We start from the raw sequence: 17,174 nt of genomic DNA on the forward strand, positions 1-17,174 counted from the left end.
CATGACAATAAAATTATTGATTGCTTATTATAGTTCAACAGGTACAGGAGTGAAAATGGCACAGTGGGCCAAAGAAGCGGCAGAATCAGTTGGTGCAGAAGTTCGTTTGAGAAAAGTTCATGAATTAGCACCTGATGTAGCGATTGATTCAAATCCTTTATGGCGTAAAACAGTCGATGAAACAAACGAAATTCCAGAAGTGACGAGTGATGATTTATTATGGGCAGATGCTTATGTCTTCTCTTCTCCATCACGTTTTGGTGTCATGGCCAGTCAATTAAAACAATTTTTTGATTTACAAGGTGGGCTTTGGGCACAAGGAAAATTAGCGAATAAGTTTGTTACAGCTTTTTCATCTGCTCAAAATCCAAATGGTGGACAAGAGCAAGTGATTCAAGGAATTTATACAGTGATGCAACATTGGGGAGCAATCATTGTGCCAGCGGGTTATGTGAATGCTTCAACCTTTGCGGCTGGTGGAAATCCTTATGGAACAAGTGCTTCTGTTGATGGAGAAGGAAACTTATTGAAAGCTGACGAAGTAAAAGCAGCTGTGGAAGATCAAGTAAAACGATTAGTAGATGTAACAACAAAATATCTAAACTAACAATGAAATAAAAAGTGGGTGAGACAAAAGTAAAAAATACTTTTGTTTTATCTTTTAAAACCGAATAAACGGCATAAAACAATCAGAATCTCGGCAATTTCCGAATCAGCATTTATTGCAAAAAGCGCAATAAATGCTGATTCGTCCAATTGCTCAATTCTATGCGATTGTTTTATGACCTGATAAACGGTGGTGCAAAAGCAGCTCCTTCGGAAATAAGCCGAAATTTACCAAAAATTTGAAGAGCAATTTTCGGAAATTCCTTCTTATTTCTCGGAGCTAACCGCTTTTGTCCCAACCTCTTTTTTATTTTGTTACGTCTTCACCAAACCATTCAGTGGAGATTTCGGCTAATTTACCAGATTTACGTAATTCTTCAAATCCCTGATTGATTTTTTCAGCTAACTCTTTGTCAGATTTTCGAAGTCCAACTGCAAAAGCTTCACTTTCAAAATCACCACTGACAATATTATAATCAGCTAAATTATCTTCATGAGATAAATAATAATTAGCATACACTCGGTCAATTAGAAGTCCATCGATTCGTCCCGATTTTAAATCCATAAAGGCTTCATTAAACCCATCATACAAGATTGGCGTTTGATCTTTGACCTGTTTTTTCAATAAGTCTGGTTGCTCTTCAAAACTATTATAGCCAGAAGAACCATTTTGAGCGCCCAATATTTTTCCTTCCATATCATCAAAACTATTGATATTATTTTTTTTCAAGGAAACAACAACTTGCTCATTTTTCATATATTCATCGCTAAATCGCACTTTTTCTTCTCGTTCCGCTGTTTTTGAATAACCATTCCAAATTAAATCGATGGTTTGATTTTGTAGTTCATTTTCTTTCATTGACCAATCGATTGATTGAAAATCGACTTGGATGCCATAAAGGTCGAAAACTGCCCGTGCTAAATCAATATCAAAACCAATAATTTTTCCAGCTTTATTTTGAAAGCCCATCGGTACGAATGAATCATCTAAGCCAACGATAATCCTTTTTTCTTCGTTAATCCTAGACCACTGATCTTCCGCTGTTTTTTTTCTGCCACAACCGATCATGATTAATGGTAGAAGTAGACAAAATAAAATCAGAAGGCTCTTTTTTTTCTTTATCATAACTTCCTTCCTTTCTTATTGGACTGGTTCTACTCGTAGGATGCTATCAGCAATATTTTCAGCAAAAGTGAGGTCATGGGTCACAATAATTTGTGTCATTCCTTGAGTTTTTAATCCGAAAATTAATTCTTCCACTTGTTGTCGCAACTCTGGGTCTAAAGCACTTGTGGGTTCATCATAGCCTAAAACTTTTGGTTTCATCGCTAAAGCGCGCGCCAAAGCTACCCGTTGTTTTTGACCACCTGAAAGTTGGTAAGGGAATAAATGTTCTTTCCCGTTCAAGCCTAATTTATCCAATAATTCCTTCGCTTCTGTTTCACTTGCTTCTTTTGATTGCTTTAATGCCAAAATGGGTGCTAAAGTGACATTATCTAAAACAGACAGATGTGGGAATAATTGAAAATCTTGAAAAACAATACCAACGATTTGGTCAGCATTGTCCATTTCAACGGGATTGAATGGTTTACTATCAATCAATAATTCTCCTGAATCGGTGGTTTCTAACCCAGCCAAGCATCGTAGTAAAGTTGTTTTCCCTCCACCAGATGGTCCTACGATTGATAAAATTTCGCCATCATTTATACTTAAATTTAATTGATCGATTATTTTGCGACCATCAAAACTTTTTGATAAATTTTTGATTTCTAACATTATTTTTCCTCCTATTTTAACGGTAAGGGTCTATTTGTAATATTGATAGTGTTTTTCCAATTTTTTAGCAGCTAGTGTTAATATAGCAGTTAACAAGAGATAAATCGCACCGACTAAAACAAGAGGAACTAAAGTGACATCGCGACTCATGGCAATTTTTCCTGCACGTAACAAATCTCCTAGACCTAAAACGTAAATAAGGGAAGTATCTTTTACTAAATTGATGACTTCATTCCCGATTGAAGGTAAGACCACTTTTACCACTTGAGGCAAAATAATGCGAGTGATTGTTTGAAATTTAGTTAAGCGTAATACTTTTGCTGCTTCATATTGACCTTGAGGGATTGCTTGAATTCCACCACGGAAAATCTCAGCAAAATAAGCTGCATAGTTTAAAATGAATGCAAAAAGTGCTGCATCGTATCGTTCAAATACAATACCGATTAATGGTAAGCCATAAAAAACAAAAATAAGTTGTAATAATAACGGGGTCCCACGCATTAACCAAATATAAATATTAATCAAAAAACTTAATGGCTTGAATTTTGTTTGTAAAGCAAAAGCAACCAGTAAACCTAATGGAATCGAACCTAATAGTGTAAATATAAATACTTTTAACGTCATTTGTGCGCCACTTAATAGTGCGGGCAAAATTTCTAAAATATAATTCATCTTTTTTCCTCCATTTTTTTGTAATCATCCCTTTGTTTAACCCTTTTTTTTCCTAATTTTCCTTTTTTGTCCCCTTGATTAGTCACTCCTTTTTGTTTTGAAAAAATAAAAAAAGCCTCTTGGCATTATTGCCAAGAGGACGATTATCTCGTGGTTCCACCTCAATTTAACACTATCTCACAATAGTGTCCTTAATGAATCTATAGCTAGATTCGCTCAGATAACGGTGAGTCCGTATATTCCTACTGTTAGTTCAGAAAATAACTGCAATGAATGTGTTCGTCAATGTTTTCTAGTTTTTTCTTTCAGCTTAATGAAAAACTCTCTGGCAAGAAAATAGATTGATTACTTGTTTCATTGATATGTTCGATAATTTTATTTAAATAAAATAAAAAAAGTCCTTTGACAACTAAATGCCAAAGGACGATAAATTCGTGGTTCCACCTTAATTTACTATTACTTCACAGTAATAGTCTCATGAAGTCAATGACTCCTTTTGCAATAACGGGCAAACCCGGATTTTCCTACTATAAAGTAATGTTCGAAAAATCAACTCTAAGATGTGTTTCGTTTTATATTCAGGTCTTTTTTCACCAACCAAAGACTCTCTTAAAACAGAAAAATAAAACTACTCTTCTTTTCATCGTTTTTTAATACTTTACCATCTGTTTTTTTATCTGTCAATGTCAAATGTTGAATTTAGACCAGAATTGTGTAAGTCTGAGCATATTTTTATCAGTTTAGTGAAAAATACGGTAAACTAATCTTAGTTACTTTTAGTAAGTTGAATTGGTGATAGTTAAAAACTATCGCACCTAGACCTTTTAAACTACCTTTTTTACTCTAAATTTGGTAAAATAAGAACTATTATCATCAGTTTTTAAGAAAAATTTCCAAATAAATCTTTTGTTGAGAATAGCTAGTTGTTTTTGGAGGTTGAGACAAAAGTAAAGAACACTTTTGTCCCAACCTCAATCGAGTCATAGTTTATTATGTTGACTATGATTTGTTTCACAATTGCTGATGATTGTTTAATAAGAGAAGGATGATGTTGAATGAAACGACCTATTATTGGCATTGCTGCAAATGAGATAGCTGACGCTGGAGAAACGCTGTATAATTTACCTATTACATATACTCCAGCAGGTTATGTAAAAGCAGTCCATCAAGCAGGTGGCTTACCGTTAGTTTTACCAATCGGTACCCCTGATATGGCTAGAGCTTATGTTTCACAAATTGATAAATTGATTCTTGCAGGTGGTCAAAATGTTGCACCAGAATTATATGGTGAAGAAGTGCTTGTTGGCGAAGCGGGTTTAGCAAAAGAGCGAGACACGTTTGAGTTAGAATTAATCCAAGAAGCAATTAGACAAAATAAGCCGATTTTTGCGGTGTGTCGCGGAATGCAATTAGCAAATGTTGCTTTTGGCGGTAGCCTATACCAAGATTTGAGTGAAACCAGTCATAGTTCAGTGGCTCACATGCAAGTGCCAGTACCGAGACAAATTCCAACTCATAAAATTAGAACTGAAAAAGCAAGTGTATTGCGTAATATTTATGGAGAAGAGGCTCAAGTGAACTCGTTTCACTTTCAAGCAGTGAAAGACTTAGCTTCGCCTTTCAAAGCGACCGCTTATAGTGAAGATGGCGTAATAGAAGGTTTAGAAAGTAACGACAAACGAATTACATTCTTAGGCGTGCAATGGCATCCTGATTTTGCTTACGAATATTTGGAGCAAGAGATGTCAATTTTTCGATATGCGGTCCAAGAATTGTAAGAAAAAAAGGGAGGAAACAAAGAAATGAAGAAAAAATTTGGGGTTCTCATTTTGACAGCAACTTTACTTTTAGCTGCATGTGGCAGTAATAAAAGTGCAACCGATGATTCTAAAGCAACTGATGGTAAAAGCACCGTTGAACAAACGATTAAAGTAGCATCTGGAGGTGAACTGTCAACCTTAGATAGTGCGCACTATACAGATGTTTATAGTTCAGATATGATTGGACAAGTAGTCGAAGGCTTGTATCGAATGGACAAAAATCAAGATCCTGAATTAGGAATTGCAGCTGAAGATCCAACGGTTAGTGAAGACGGATTAGTTTATACCTTTAAATTAAAGGATTCAAAATGGACCAATGGAGACCCAGTAGTTGCGGGTGATTTTGTTTATGCATTTAAAAATGTAGTCGATCCAGCATATGGATCAAGCAGTAGCAATCAAATGGATATTTTTAAAAATGGACGTAAAATCCGTGAAGGACAAGCAAGTTTAGATGATTTTGGAGTGAAAGCTCTCGATGATCAAACACTAGAATTTACATTAGAATATCCGATTCCTTATTTGTCTCAAGTTTTAGTTGGAACACCTTTCATGCCTAAAAATGAAAAATTGGCAAAAGAAAAAGGTGAGGCTTATGGAACATCTACCGATGACTTTGTCGGAAATGGTCCATTTACCATTTCTGGCTGGGATGGAAACAGTGAAACATGGCAATTGAAAAAGAATAAAGATTATTGGGATGCTGAAAACGTAAAACTTGATACAATTGATGTTCAAGTAATTAAAGAAATCGGTACAGGAGCGAATCTTTTCGACAATGGTGATTTGGACTACACTGCATTAGCTGATACGTATGCTTTGCAATACAAAGATGCAAAACAAGCTAATTTTGTGCCAAAAGCAATGGTTGGTTATTTAAGCGCAAACCAAAAACGTGAAATAACAGGAAACGTGAATGTTCGTAAAGCAATTCAACAAGCGATTGATAAAGAAACCTTTGCTACTGATATTTTAGGGGATGGATCGACCGCTATCAATGGATTTGTACCAAAAGATTTTGCTAAAAATCCTGAAACAGGAGAAGATTTCCGAAAAGAAAGTGGCGATTTATTGCCTTATGATTTAGATGCTGCTAAGAAAAGCTGGGAAACAGCGAAAAAAGAGTTAGGTAAAGATGAAATCGAACTTGAACTACTTTCGGCAGATTCAGCATTAGCGAAGAAAACGATTGAATATGTTCAAGGCCAATTGCAACAAAATTTACCAGGATTAAAAATCAAACTTAAATCAGTACCGTTACAAAATCGTTTAGATTTACAAACAGCAGGTGATTTTGATTTAGTGTTTGGTACGTGGACACCTGATTATGCTGATCCAATTAATTTCTTAGAATTTTATGATTCTAAGAGTGGTCTCAACACAGCTGGGTATGTTAATACCGATTATGATGCTGGACTAAATGAAGCGCGAATTACTCTTGCAAATGAACCAGAAAAACGTTGGGAAAAATTAATTGATTTAGAGCATACTTTGGTAGAAAAAGATGCTGCTGTTTTACCGTTGTATCAAGGATCAATCGGTTATTTAAAATCTGACCAGTTAAAAGATTTACAAGTATTTCCGTTTGGAAGAACAGTTTCTTATCGTTTAGCCTATGTCGAATAGATTATCCGATTAGTCAAGTGTTTATGTTTAAGAATATAGAGCAATTGTCAATTTGACGTTGTTCTATATTTTTTTTATAAATGCATATCTTTTGTAATTATTTTAAAAGACGTTTAACATAAAATATAGAAAGATAAAGAGTGTCAAATTCGCTGGAAGGGGATTACTATGAAAATTATTAAAAGTATGATTCTACTAATCTTAATAGTTGGTTTATTCGGACTAGTTGGAATGTATTCTCTTTTGGAGGATTTAAATACAGTATCTTATTTTTTCCAATACTTGTTAAATCAGTACGAGTGGTTCTATCCATTTTTACAAGGAACACTTGTTGTAGTTACAGTTTTTATACTTCTTTTGTTATTGATTGTTGTTGCTAAACCAATTGTCAAAAAGAATTGGCGTTTAGAAAAAGAATTAGGTCAAATCAATTTTCCACCGCAATCGCTAGCTGCAATTGCCAAAGCTTCAATTCATGAATTAGTTGCACCAGAGAATGTTGTGGTCAACGTTCAGATGACTAAAAAGCAGCTTGTGAACGTTGACGTGATTGTTTCAACGAACGATTACTCTCAGCTACAAGCAAAAGGACAAGCGATTCAAAATCAAATTGCCTACGCTTTACCAAAAATGGCAAAGTTAGAAACTGGCGAAATTAAAGTTGTATTTAAACAAATGAAAACTGATCAATCGCTATTGACTGGTCGGAAAAAAGCAGCTCGCGTGATTTAAGGAGGAAAATAGATGAAAAAAGTTACTCGTTTAGCTCCTTATGTAAATCAAATCATATGTACGTGTTTGTTTATTTTAATTGCTATTTTATTTATGTGGATTGGTTTTTGGAAAACAGTTATTTTAATACTCTTTGGCGGGACAGGATTTGCTCTTGGAGTGCTGAAAGATAAACAACGTTCAATCTCTTCAATTATAGCTTCTATACAAGCTTTTTTTGAAAGATAAAAATATATTAATAAACAGAAAGGTTGAGAAATATGAGTCAAAAAAACAATGAAACAGACACAACTACAAATGGAATCAAGACAAAACTAACATTTGATGATCAAGTGGTGAAAAAAATTGCAGGGATTGCTGTATCTGAAATTCCGGGTATTTTGGGACTAAGTGGCAACGCCATTACAAACTTGACTGACCGATTTACAAGTGGAAACAATCCCACTAAAGGAATCAGTGCTGAAGTTGGAACCAAACAAGTAGCTATTGATTTAGACGTAATTGGTGAATATGGTAAAAATATTTCTCAAGTTTTTGAAACTGCAACAAAAAAAGTCGCTGATGAAGTGAAAAATATGACAGGATTAGATGTAGTGGAATTCAATATGAATGTTGATGATGTTATGTCTAAAGAACAGTATCAAGAAAAATTCCAAAATAAGAAAAAAGAAGACGATAGTAAAGAAGACAGTAATTCAAGAGAACTACAATAAATTTGTTTTGAAGATATTGAGTGAAGGAGTGGATGTATATGTTTAGTTTTATTTGGTCTTTAATTGTTGGTGGTGTTTTAGGAGCAGTTGCAGGTGCGATTTTAGGTAAAGATGTTCCAGGAGGCGTAATTGGAAATATTATCGTTGGTTTTATTGGAAGTTGGCTTGGTTCATGGCTTTTAGGGGACTTTGGTCCTGTAATCGGTGGTTTTCCGATTGTTTCAGCTTTAATTGGGGCAATTCTATGTATTGCAATATTTTCATTTATTGCCAAACGATTTTCTTAATAGAACGAAGAATAAGCAATCTTTTTATGGCAACTGAAGTTGTTATAGAAGGATTGTTTTTTTAGAAGTATAAAAAATGGTTGAGATTGAAGTGAAAATCACTTCAGCCTCAACCTTATTTTTAGAGACGATTAATTATTCAGCTTCCTTTTCGCCAATTACTTCTGGCTCAGCAACTGTAGCGTCAGAAGATTCTTCAACTGCTGCCTGAGGTTCAGTAACGGCAACGATTTGTTCTTCACCATCAGTAATAATTGAGTAATCTGCATTTTTAGGTAAATCAGCAATTGTAATTGAATCACCAATTTCTAAAGCTGTTACGTCGATTTCAACTTTTTCAGGCAATTTATCTGGTGTTGCTGAAACTAAAACATTGTATAAGTTTTGAGCTAACACACCACCAGCTTTAACACCAACAGATTCACCAACAAGCACGATTTCTGCTTCAACTTCAGTTTCTTCCTTCATATTTACTGCTAAGAATTCTACATGTTTCATTTGTGTAGTAAATGTATCCAATTGCGCTTTGTACATCAAAGTATTGATTTTTTTACCGCCAACAGTCATTGTAATAACTGTATTTGCACCATTATCGCGTAAAATTTTTGTCAATTCTTTTTCGTTAACTGAAATTGGTGTACTTTCAATTTCATAACCATAAACGACTGCTGGAATTTGACCTGCATGACGCAATTCATTTCTTAGTGAACGGGGACGTACTGCTCTTTCTTTAACTTCCAATGATACTGACATAACCTAAATTCCTCCTTAAATTGAGTGAATTCAATTTTGGTTATCTACAAAAAAGCAACATGATGAAAAGTACAGAAGTTGTGATAAAATTTTAAAATTAATCACAATCTTAAAAAAAAACCTGAATAATTGCGTACAATTATCCAGGGGGAATTTCATATGGTAGCTTGTTCTCTCCCAGGTCATTACGCTGTTTTTGAGAAACCTTATTCACTTTATATATTAACCATACTCCTTATTATTTTTTAAGTCAAGGAATTCGATAAAAACTATTTAAATTGAGCAATAAATCGTGTATAATAAAAAGTTATTGAAAAGAGGAATGTACGGATATGAGACTGGATAAAGTGTTAGAACAAGAAGGTTTGGGTTCTCGGAAAATCGTAAAACGATTGTTTCAAATGAAGCAAGTTTCAGTAGATGGCGTTATAGCAATTGATGGAAGTCAAAATGTTGATCCAGAATTGCATACTATCCTTGTCAATAAACAAAAAATTTGCCAAGTAAATCATGTTTATTATATGCTGAATAAGCCTGTAGGTGTTGTAACTGCTGTTAAAGATCAGGCACATCAAACTGTAATTGATTTAATTGATAAAAAAGATCAGAAACAAAAGCTTTTTCCAGTTGGTAGATTGGATAGAGATACGGAAGGACTATTATTGCTTACAGATAATGGTCAGTTAGGTTATCAGTTATTACAGCCACGCAAAAAAGTAATCAAGCAATATGAAGTAATTGTGAATGAACGCTTGACCGAAATTGATTGCGAACGTTTCAATGAAGGGATTGTTTTTCATGGTGGGGTTCGTTGCCAGCCAGCTAAATTAACAATCTTATCTACTGCTGAAGAAAAGAGCAGAGCAATTCTCGCCATTGAAGAAGGAAAATTCCATCAAGTGAAAAAGATGTTTTTATCGGTGGGGAAAAAAGTCGTTTATTTAAAACGCATTTCTATGGGACCCTTAGTTTTGGATCCTCATTTAGCAAGAGGCGCGTATCGTTCATTGAACGAAGTTGAATTGGAAGCTTTACGCCCTTATTTTGTTGCACATAAAAAGAAAAATTAGCGAAGGGTGACGGCATGAAAACTTTATTATTTGATGTAGATGACACGTTATTAGATTTCCAATTAGCAGAAAAGAAGGCTTTAAATTCATTATTTATAGATGAAAAAATAGCATTGACTTCTGAAATTGAAGCGACATATAAAAAAATAAATCAACAATTATGGCGTGATTTTGAATTAGGTAAGGTAGATAAATCTCAGGTGGTTGATGGTCGCTTTGCCCTTTTGTTTGATCGTTTTGGAAAACAAGTGAATGGAAAAGAGATGGGTGAAAAATATAGTTATTATTTAAGTGAAGGTCATGATTTATTAGGAAACAGCTTTGAAATTTTAGAAAAGTTGCAGCCAGAATATGATTTATATATTGTTACAAATGGTGTAGCAAAAACACAATATAAGCGTTTGAAAGAATCAAAGCTAGAACCGTTCTTCAAAGATATTTTTGTATCTGAAGAAACAGGTTTTCAAAAACCAATGATTGAATATTTTGACTATGTTTTTGATCGCATTCCTAATTTAGAAAAAGAAAAAACGATGATTATTGGTGATTCGTTAAACTCAGATATTCTAGGAGGTAATCAAGCGGGGATTACTACCGTGTGGCTAAATCCTAATAAAAATAAAGCAACTGAAGAGGTCCTTCCAGACTTTGAAATTCAACAATTAGACGAGCTTTTTCAAGTCTTAAATCATGGTTAAATCAAAGCTGAAATGACTAAGTGGTACGCTGTTTAAAAATCTAGTCGTAAGCGTACCATATCTTTTAAAATCAAACGATTTTCAATAATATCTGTTTCATAATGACGAGTAAAAAAATCAGTATCAATACTGACCATTCGAAAGCCACATTTTTGATAAAGATACAATTGACCAAAACTAGTAGAACCGGTACCAATTTCTACTGATTTATAGTTTTCTTCTTTAGAAAAACGGAGTGCAAATTCAAGTAGCTCTTTGCCGAAACCTTGTGCTTGATACTGTTCATCAATAGCAATATTAACGATTTCAATCGTTTCTGGTCGAGTAGGCAAAAGAACGAGAACGCCGATTAATTTATTTGTAGCTGTTCTTTTTTCAAAACAAAAGCCTCTTTGAAGGTAGTCAGTAACTATTTTTCTTGATGGATCGGCAGATAAAAGCAAAGAAAAGTGGTCTTCTGTGATAGTAGTTATTGGTTTTATGTTCATTGTTTCCTCCAGAATTTATTTAGATGACTGCTTTTTTTGTACAAATGAAACAAGGGTATGAGTAAATTTCCAACGACAATTATTGAAAAATTTTTAGTCCTCCGTAGTTTTCAGCTAGTTCTTAATAAAAAAATTTATAAATCCTTATAAATTAGTAGCTTTCTTGTCACTTTCCATTATAATAGAAAAAGGTTAGATTGACTATGACAGGAAGAAAGAGGTTTAATTAAATGAAAAACAAGCGTCCAATCGTGATAGGTGTTACTGGTGGGTCTGGAAGTGGAAAAACAAGTGTTAGCCGAGCGATTTTTAATCATTTTCCGGAGCATTCAATCATGATGTTGGAGCAAGACTCTTATTATAAAGATCAAAGTTCTTTAAAATTTGAGGAACGATTATCGACAAATTATGATCATCCTTTTGCCTTTGATACTGATTTATTGATTGAACACTTACAGAAGTTGATCCAATATGAATCAATTGAAAAACCAGTTTATGATTATGTTGAGCACACTAGAAGTACAGCAACAGTAATTCAAGAGCCAAAAGAAGTAATCATTTTAGAAGGGATTTTGATTCTTGAAGATCAACGATTAAGAGATTTGATGGATATTAAATTGTATGTAGACACCGATGATGATATTCGAATCATTCGTCGAATTAAACGAGATATGGATGAACGAGGACGGACATTGGATTCTGTGATTGGTCAATACTTGTCGGTTGTTAAGCCGATGTACCATCAATTTATTGAACCAACTAAAAGGTATGCGGATGTCATTGTACCTGAAGGTGGAGAAAATCATGTTGCGATTGATTTGATTACAACTAAAATTAAAGACGTCCTTGATAAAGCTTAATTGATAAATAATGAAAGAAGAACCATAAGAATTCTTTGTTGAGTTTTGTGGTTCTTCTTATTTTTTTCAGGTTTGGGTGAATGATAGCTAAAATATAGTGTAAATACGATTATGCTATGAAATAGATACGTTAGGTTGATCTAGTAAAAGATAGTTCAACTATCTGTTTGTAGAAAAATAAGGAGGGTGTAACAATGTTCTTTTTGAAAAATTATGGTTACTTTTTTATGATTATAGCTATTTTTAGTGAACTTGTGGTTCCAGTTATTTTTGCACATCTTTATCCAAATTATAATCAAGGAACGATGTTGATTAGTGATTTTGGTGAAGTTGGCAGTCCTGTTCAGAAGTATTTTAAAATATGGCAATTAATCGATGGAGGGCTATTTATTTTAGCAGCGCCTAGTTTCTATGCTCATTTTTATTCGACTTCTCCCACAATAGCTTTATGGATAGGAATTACCATTGTTCTTTTTGGTATCGGTGATTGTATTTTCACCGCTATTTTTGACCGAGTAGAAACATCTAACTTTAGTATTCAAGGTGCTTTACATGACTATGGATCTGGCGTAGGGTTTGTAGCTCTTTTAATCAATACTTTTCTTTTGGTTATGTTGTATGCGAGACAGCAACAGTTTTTGATGGTAAAAATTGTTAGTGTGATTTTTGCTTTATCTAGTATTTGTATGATTTTTTTTGCTTCCCCTAGAATTCCGCTAGTTCGTAGAATCGATATTCATTATCGCGGCTTTTGGCAAAGAGCCAATTTATTTTTTTTGTATTTACCTCTTTTGATAATTGCCATTAAATGGGCAATTGCATAGGTATGAACAGGGATGGATTTTCCCAAATTGTGATTCAAAAAAGTTTGAAAGATAAGAAAATACTGGAATAGCTTTATTAACCAAATCGTATTATTATTAATCCATAGAGTAATATTACAATATCTTCCCCAAAGATGTTACTCTATAGTACTACTTTTCTATTTCATTTTTTTCTACCCTTTTTTTCCACCTCTTTGGAGGTGGTTTTTTTGTTTTTTATGAAAAAATGAATAAAGAATAATTAAAATGACATAGACAATATTATTAATTGTATAGTATCGTATACATAAATAGAAAAGAGTAGTTTTATAAAAGTTGTGGAACTATTCATCATAAACTTTTTATATAGAACCAAAAAAAGGAGAAAATTATGCGTATTTTAATTATAGAAGATAATCAACAATTAGCTTGTTCTGTAAAAAAAGGCTTAGAAAGAGAGAATTGTTCGGTTGATTTAGCTTTCACTGGTTCAGAAGGTGAAGAGAAGGCTTATGTAAATAACTATGATGCTATTTTATTAGATCTTAATTTACCCGATAAAGATGGTTTAGCTATTTTACAATTTTTGCGAGAAAGTCAAGTAGAGATTCCGATTATTATAATTACTGCAAGAGATGAAATTGAAGAACGAGCTAAAGGATTGGACTTTGGCGCTGACGATTATCTGATTAAACCTTTTGAGTTATTAGAGTTATCCGCTCGTATTCGGGCAGTTGTTCGAAGGTTTCATGGACGGACTTCTCCAGTGATTACCGTCGGTTCTTTAGTGATTGATCCTGTTCGTCGATCTGCGAATTACGCGAATCATGAAGTAGAATTGAAACCAAAAGAATTTGATATTTTATTATGTATCGCTCAAGAACATCCAGCTGTTGTTTCGACTGAAAAAATAGCTGAACATGTTTATGATGAAAGTTTCGATCCTTTTTCATCTGTTTTACGCGTTCATTTAGCACGACTAAAAAAGAAACTTGCTGAAGTTTCTGACAAAGAAATATTAAAAACGATTCGAGCAAAGGGGTATCAACTATGCGATTAAACGTTAAAATTACAGCAGCGATTTTAGCTTTTTCATTATTGATTACAGCAGCGATTATAGGAGGCTTTTTTCTTTTACAGAGTAATTGGCGGAATTTAAATATTGGCGAGTCGATGGGAGATAATGTTTTTATTGTAGAGGCAAATACGAATGATACGATTAGTCGCCTTGATACGATTGAATTTAATACCGATAACGTAGTTAGTACAACTTTTTTAGATACTATTTATTTAGATAGTTTCTTGCAATTTTTACCTATGATTATTTTGGGGATTTGTGTCACGATTTTAAGTTTAACGCTTCTTTTATGGGTTGTTTTAAAGCGGATTTACTCTAAACAAATGCTGGCAATTATTCAAGATTTAAATCGATTAGAAGAGTTATCAGCTGAAACTGCGGATAATAAAGCTGTTTCACAAATTTTTTCTGATTTAAAAGAGCGTTTTGATGGTAATTTAGAAGATTATAAACGTTTAGGTAGTTACTTGACTCATGAACAAAAAAATGCGATTGCGATTTTGCGTGCAAATTTGGAGTTGGAACAAAGTGAATCAGAAAATCTTCAAGTATTAGATCGTTTAACAGATAGTGTCGATGACATATTAACACTCTCAAATAATACAGATGAACGAATGAATGAAACTGTCGATGTTTCAATGGTTTGTGCTGAAGTTTGTGATATGTACCGAAAGAGCTACCCTGCATTGACGTTCTCTTTCGATGAAACGTCATCAACTATCATTTTAGCGAAACAACGTTGGATTTATCGAGCGATTTCAAATTTAGTTGATAATGCAATTAAATATGGCAATCAACAACCTGTTCATGTTTCAGTTAAAAAAAAGAAAGGAAGCATTGTTGTCAAAATTAAAGATTTAGGTAAAGGAATCGATCCTAGTGTCCACGAAGCTATTTTTCAACATAAATATCGCGTCAATGGCTTGAAACAAGATGGTTATGGCATTGGTCTATCGGTCGTTTCTCATGTTTGCGATTTGTGTCAGGGATTTGTTTATGTAGAAAATAATGAAGAAGCAGGCGCTGCATTTTATTTGTCTTTTCCAAGTATTTCGTTAAGTTAACATTAAATTAACATTTGATTTGTTATAGTCAAAACATGAAAGGAGAAAGAGAAAATCATGTTTATTTTAAAGCATGCTGTTGTTGGGAATTGGAAGTCATGGCGGAAAAATAGCTTACTGGTTAGTACTCTTTGTATTTTATTACCTAGTATTGCTTTATTGATTGTCATTTATTTAACCGCTGACTCTTCAATTTTAAGCTATCAAAAGAAGTATGGGCAGCAAGTGATGATTTCATCTAAAGAAACTGAACAACAACATGCGCAAAAACTAACAAAAGAGCAGTATCAAAAATTTGGACAATCCGATTATTTAAAAGAAATGAAGCTTTTTAGTAACTTGATGGTAATTTTGAATCAACAAAATTCGGCAGAACTTCAGGAGAATCAGGATATTAGAATCATGGCAACGACGATTCTGAGTGGCGTTGAAGCCAAAGACTTTGATTTGATTACACAGAGCAATGAAATTGTGCAAGGGAAGGATAACTTAGCTGAAAATGAATGTTTCATCAGCGAAGAATTTTCGAACCTGCATAAATTAGCAGTAGGAGATACTTTTTCTTTTCAAACGATTAATAAACAAGGAAATTTATCGCAAGAAATTGATTTGGTCATTGCCGGTATTTACAAACCGATAGAAAATCAAAAAAAACAAACGGAAGAAGTCGACTATTTCCAGAAATTCTTTATTTATACAAGTATGGAGACCATTGCTTCAAAAAAAGAATTAACTGAAAATTCTGATTATTTAGGGGTGTTCGAGCTAAAAGAAGCTAAATTACTCTCAGATTTTAAAAAAGATCTTTATCAAAAAGGATTATCAAAGTCTTATGAAGTAACAATGAGTGAGGAAACGATTCAAGGTTACATTAGCCAATTGGAGGAAGTAAAGCGTGGAATTTCTATTATTTTAGTTATTTTACTTAGCTTTAGTACACTTCTGATGAGTGCATTGGTTGTGCAGTTGTTTGGAAAAAAAGAAGAAGAGTTTTTTGTTTTGCAAGAGTTAGGAATGAGTAAAGGGAAAATTTTCTTGTATCGAGCAACTTCTATACTAAGTACAACCATGGGTAGTTTCATTTTTTCTTGTGTGATTGTCATAGTTCTTTCGCCAACCGTATTGCATTGGCTGAGTAGCTACCAATCTATCGCATCAGCATCAAGCTTTGAAGTAGTCGGTGTATCTTTTACCAAGTCTCAAAATCCAGTGATGGAACAAATTGTTTCAATCAGATCCAGCGATAGAATTCATTTTTTAGCGATTTTGTTTGGAATCAGTTTGTTACTTTGGGTAGTCATGGTTCTTGTTGAAGGATACTGCATTCTCAAGGCGAAAGCAATGAAACTTTTGTTAGAAAGGACATGAAAAAAATGTCGATTCTCTCTTTAAAAAATAGTACATATCGCTATGAAAAAACACAGAATAAAGTATTAAATGAGGTATCTGCTGATTTTTACCCTGGGAAAGTATATGGAATCTTAGGAAAAAAAGCCGCAGGGAAAACAACGCTGTTTTCGCTAATAAAAGGGTTAGACGATGTGAGAGAAGGAATCATTTGTTTCGATGGTTATGATTTAAAAACAATAGATAAAAACGATTATCGAGCACAAAAAATAGGTTCGATTTGCCAAAAAAATCAGTTGTTAGAAGATTTATCAGCTGTAGAAAATTTGTCGTTTTGTCTAAATGCTGCGAAACAAAAAAAATCTCAAGAATTTATTTATGCTCAATTGAAAACAATGGGGATTGATAAAAAAACAGCTCATCAGAAAGTGCGTAAACTATCTTTGAATGAGTTGCAGAAAGTGTATTTGGTAAAAGCCCTCATTAATGAGCCAGCGATTTTATTGATTGAGGAACCTAAACAAACCTTAAGTACCTTATCTTTAGATTCTGTCATGCAAAAATTAAGCGCATATGTAAAAAATGAAAATAAATGTTTGATTATTAGTTCGCAGTCGAACGAGATTGCTCGTTATGTGGACGAATTATGGGGTTTGAATGGTGGGAAACTATCATTTATCAAAGAAAAAGAAGCGGATATTACTTTATCAAAAAACTTAGCAAATGGGGAGCTGGTTTTAAAGTCATAACGTGATGATTTAGAGTATCCTTTTTTACTTT

20 protein-coding genes and 2 other annotated features are annotated in these 17,174 nt (G+C 33.6%); of the genes, 15 read left to right on the forward strand and 5 right to left on the reverse strand.

Features of this window, described 5'->3' with window-relative positions; all coding sequences use genetic code 11:
• The first annotated feature begins 1 nt into the window (after position 1).
• On the forward strand, positions 2-607 hold the full coding sequence (gene wrbA / locus ACYSNW_RS14680) for an NAD(P)H:quinone oxidoreductase type IV (protein ID WP_461745700.1): 606 nt from the start codon (positions 2-4) through the stop codon (positions 605-607).
• Between the two features lie 306 nt (positions 608-913).
• On the opposite strand, the gene ACYSNW_RS14685 is transcribed toward wrbA, so the two are convergent.
• Genes ACYSNW_RS14685 through ACYSNW_RS14695 form a run of 3 tightly spaced genes read right to left on the reverse strand, consistent with a single transcriptional unit; the run spans position 914 to position 3,055 of the window.
• Complete coding sequence (locus ACYSNW_RS14685; RefSeq protein ID WP_461745702.1) at positions 914-1,732, reverse strand: amino acid ABC transporter substrate-binding protein; 819 nt, start codon at positions 1,730-1,732, stop codon at positions 914-916.
• A 15-nt stretch (positions 1,733-1,747) separates the two neighbouring features.
• Complete coding sequence (locus tag ACYSNW_RS14690) at positions 1,748-2,383, reverse strand: amino acid ABC transporter ATP-binding protein (protein ID WP_461745704.1); 636 nt, start codon at positions 2,381-2,383, stop codon at positions 1,748-1,750.
• Between the two features lie 30 nt (positions 2,384-2,413).
• A complete protein-coding gene (locus tag ACYSNW_RS14695; RefSeq protein ID WP_461745706.1) occupies positions 2,414-3,055 on the reverse strand; it encodes an amino acid ABC transporter permease in 642 nt (213 codons plus the stop codon).
• 132 nt (positions 3,056-3,187) lie between these two features.
• Positions 3,188-3,426 (reverse strand) — a binding site (T-box leader).
• A 45-nt stretch (positions 3,427-3,471) separates the two neighbouring features.
• Positions 3,472-3,708 (reverse strand) — a binding site (T-box leader).
• A gap of 402 nt (positions 3,709-4,110) precedes the next feature.
• On the opposite strand from ACYSNW_RS14695, the gene ACYSNW_RS14700 reads away from it, so the two are divergent.
• The 6 genes from ACYSNW_RS14700 to ACYSNW_RS14725 all read left to right on the forward strand — a co-directional run bounded on the left by ACYSNW_RS14700 (position 4,111) and on the right by ACYSNW_RS14725 (position 8,233).
• The gene (locus ACYSNW_RS14700) at positions 4,111-4,833 is read left to right on the forward strand and encodes a gamma-glutamyl-gamma-aminobutyrate hydrolase family protein (RefSeq protein WP_461745708.1); all 723 of its coding nucleotides are present in this window, start codon (positions 4,111-4,113) and stop codon (positions 4,831-4,833) included.
• Between the two features lie 24 nt (positions 4,834-4,857).
• Positions 4,858-6,501: a peptide ABC transporter substrate-binding protein gene (locus tag ACYSNW_RS14705; RefSeq protein ID WP_461745710.1), complete on the forward strand. Its 1,644-nt coding sequence runs from the start codon at positions 4,858-4,860 to the stop codon at positions 6,499-6,501.
• 168 nt (positions 6,502-6,669) lie between these two features.
• Complete coding sequence (gene amaP, locus ACYSNW_RS14710) at positions 6,670-7,233, forward strand: alkaline shock response membrane anchor protein AmaP (RefSeq protein WP_461745712.1); 564 nt, start codon at positions 6,670-6,672, stop codon at positions 7,231-7,233.
• Positions 7,234-7,245: 12 nt separating this feature from the next.
• The gene (locus ACYSNW_RS14715; protein WP_461745714.1) at positions 7,246-7,461 is read left to right on the forward strand and encodes a DUF2273 domain-containing protein; all 216 of its coding nucleotides are present in this window, start codon (positions 7,246-7,248) and stop codon (positions 7,459-7,461) included.
• 23 nt (positions 7,462-7,484) lie between these two features.
• Positions 7,485-7,946 (forward strand): Asp23/Gls24 family envelope stress response protein, encoded by a 462-nt coding sequence (locus tag ACYSNW_RS14720; protein ID WP_461745715.1) that lies wholly within the window; start codon positions 7,485-7,487, stop codon positions 7,944-7,946.
• 38 nt (positions 7,947-7,984) lie between these two features.
• Positions 7,985-8,233 (forward strand): GlsB/YeaQ/YmgE family stress response membrane protein, encoded by a 249-nt coding sequence (locus ACYSNW_RS14725; RefSeq protein ID WP_461745717.1) that lies wholly within the window; start codon positions 7,985-7,987, stop codon positions 8,231-8,233.
• Positions 8,234-8,368: 135 nt separating this feature from the next.
• Here ACYSNW_RS14725 and ACYSNW_RS14730 read toward each other — a convergent pair whose 3' ends face one another.
• Positions 8,369-8,986, reverse strand: a complete 618-nt coding sequence (locus tag ACYSNW_RS14730) for a 50S ribosomal protein L25/general stress protein Ctc (RefSeq protein WP_461745719.1) — start codon at positions 8,984-8,986, stop codon at positions 8,369-8,371.
• Between the two features lie 332 nt (positions 8,987-9,318).
• On the opposite strand from ACYSNW_RS14730, the gene ACYSNW_RS14735 reads away from it, so the two are divergent.
• Both ACYSNW_RS14735 and ACYSNW_RS14740 read left to right on the forward strand, forming a co-directional pair.
• Positions 9,319-10,056: a 16S rRNA pseudouridine(516) synthase gene (locus ACYSNW_RS14735; protein WP_461745720.1), complete on the forward strand. Its 738-nt coding sequence runs from the start codon at positions 9,319-9,321 to the stop codon at positions 10,054-10,056.
• A 14-nt stretch (positions 10,057-10,070) separates the two neighbouring features.
• The gene (locus tag ACYSNW_RS14740) at positions 10,071-10,754 is read left to right on the forward strand and encodes a YjjG family noncanonical pyrimidine nucleotidase (RefSeq protein WP_461745722.1); all 684 of its coding nucleotides are present in this window, start codon (positions 10,071-10,073) and stop codon (positions 10,752-10,754) included.
• Positions 10,755-10,786: 32 nt separating this feature from the next.
• Here ACYSNW_RS14740 and ACYSNW_RS14745 read toward each other — a convergent pair whose 3' ends face one another.
• Positions 10,787-11,242 (reverse strand): GNAT family N-acetyltransferase, encoded by a 456-nt coding sequence (locus ACYSNW_RS14745; protein ID WP_461745723.1) that lies wholly within the window; start codon positions 11,240-11,242, stop codon positions 10,787-10,789.
• Between the two features lie 230 nt (positions 11,243-11,472).
• Here ACYSNW_RS14745 and udk point away from each other — a divergent pair, with 230 nt between their 5' ends.
• The 6 genes from udk to ACYSNW_RS14775 all read left to right on the forward strand — a co-directional run bounded on the left by udk (position 11,473) and on the right by ACYSNW_RS14775 (position 17,143).
• A complete protein-coding gene (gene udk, locus ACYSNW_RS14750) occupies positions 11,473-12,102 on the forward strand; it encodes a uridine kinase (protein ID WP_461745725.1) in 630 nt (209 codons plus the stop codon).
• 194 nt (positions 12,103-12,296) lie between these two features.
• Entirely contained in the window at positions 12,297-12,926 is a 630-nt protein-coding gene (locus ACYSNW_RS14755) for a DUF998 domain-containing protein (protein ID WP_461745727.1), read from the forward strand.
• A 370-nt stretch (positions 12,927-13,296) separates the two neighbouring features.
• Complete coding sequence (locus tag ACYSNW_RS14760) at positions 13,297-13,965, forward strand: response regulator transcription factor (protein ID WP_461745729.1); 669 nt, start codon at positions 13,297-13,299, stop codon at positions 13,963-13,965.
• Positions 13,956-15,047, forward strand: coding sequence for a sensor histidine kinase (locus ACYSNW_RS14765; protein WP_461745731.1), 1,092 nt, complete (start codon positions 13,956-13,958; stop codon positions 15,045-15,047). Before ACYSNW_RS14760 ends, ACYSNW_RS14765 begins: the two co-directional genes overlap by 10 nt.
• Positions 15,048-15,104: 57 nt before the next feature.
• A complete protein-coding gene (locus ACYSNW_RS14770; RefSeq protein WP_461745733.1) occupies positions 15,105-16,415 on the forward strand; it encodes an ABC transporter permease family protein in 1,311 nt (436 codons plus the stop codon).
• Between the two features lie 5 nt (positions 16,416-16,420).
• Entirely contained in the window at positions 16,421-17,143 is a 723-nt protein-coding gene (locus ACYSNW_RS14775; protein ID WP_461745735.1) for an ATP-binding cassette domain-containing protein, read from the forward strand.
• Positions 17,144-17,174: the final 31 nt, after the last annotated feature.

The organism is Enterococcus sp. LJL99, assembly GCF_054871725.1.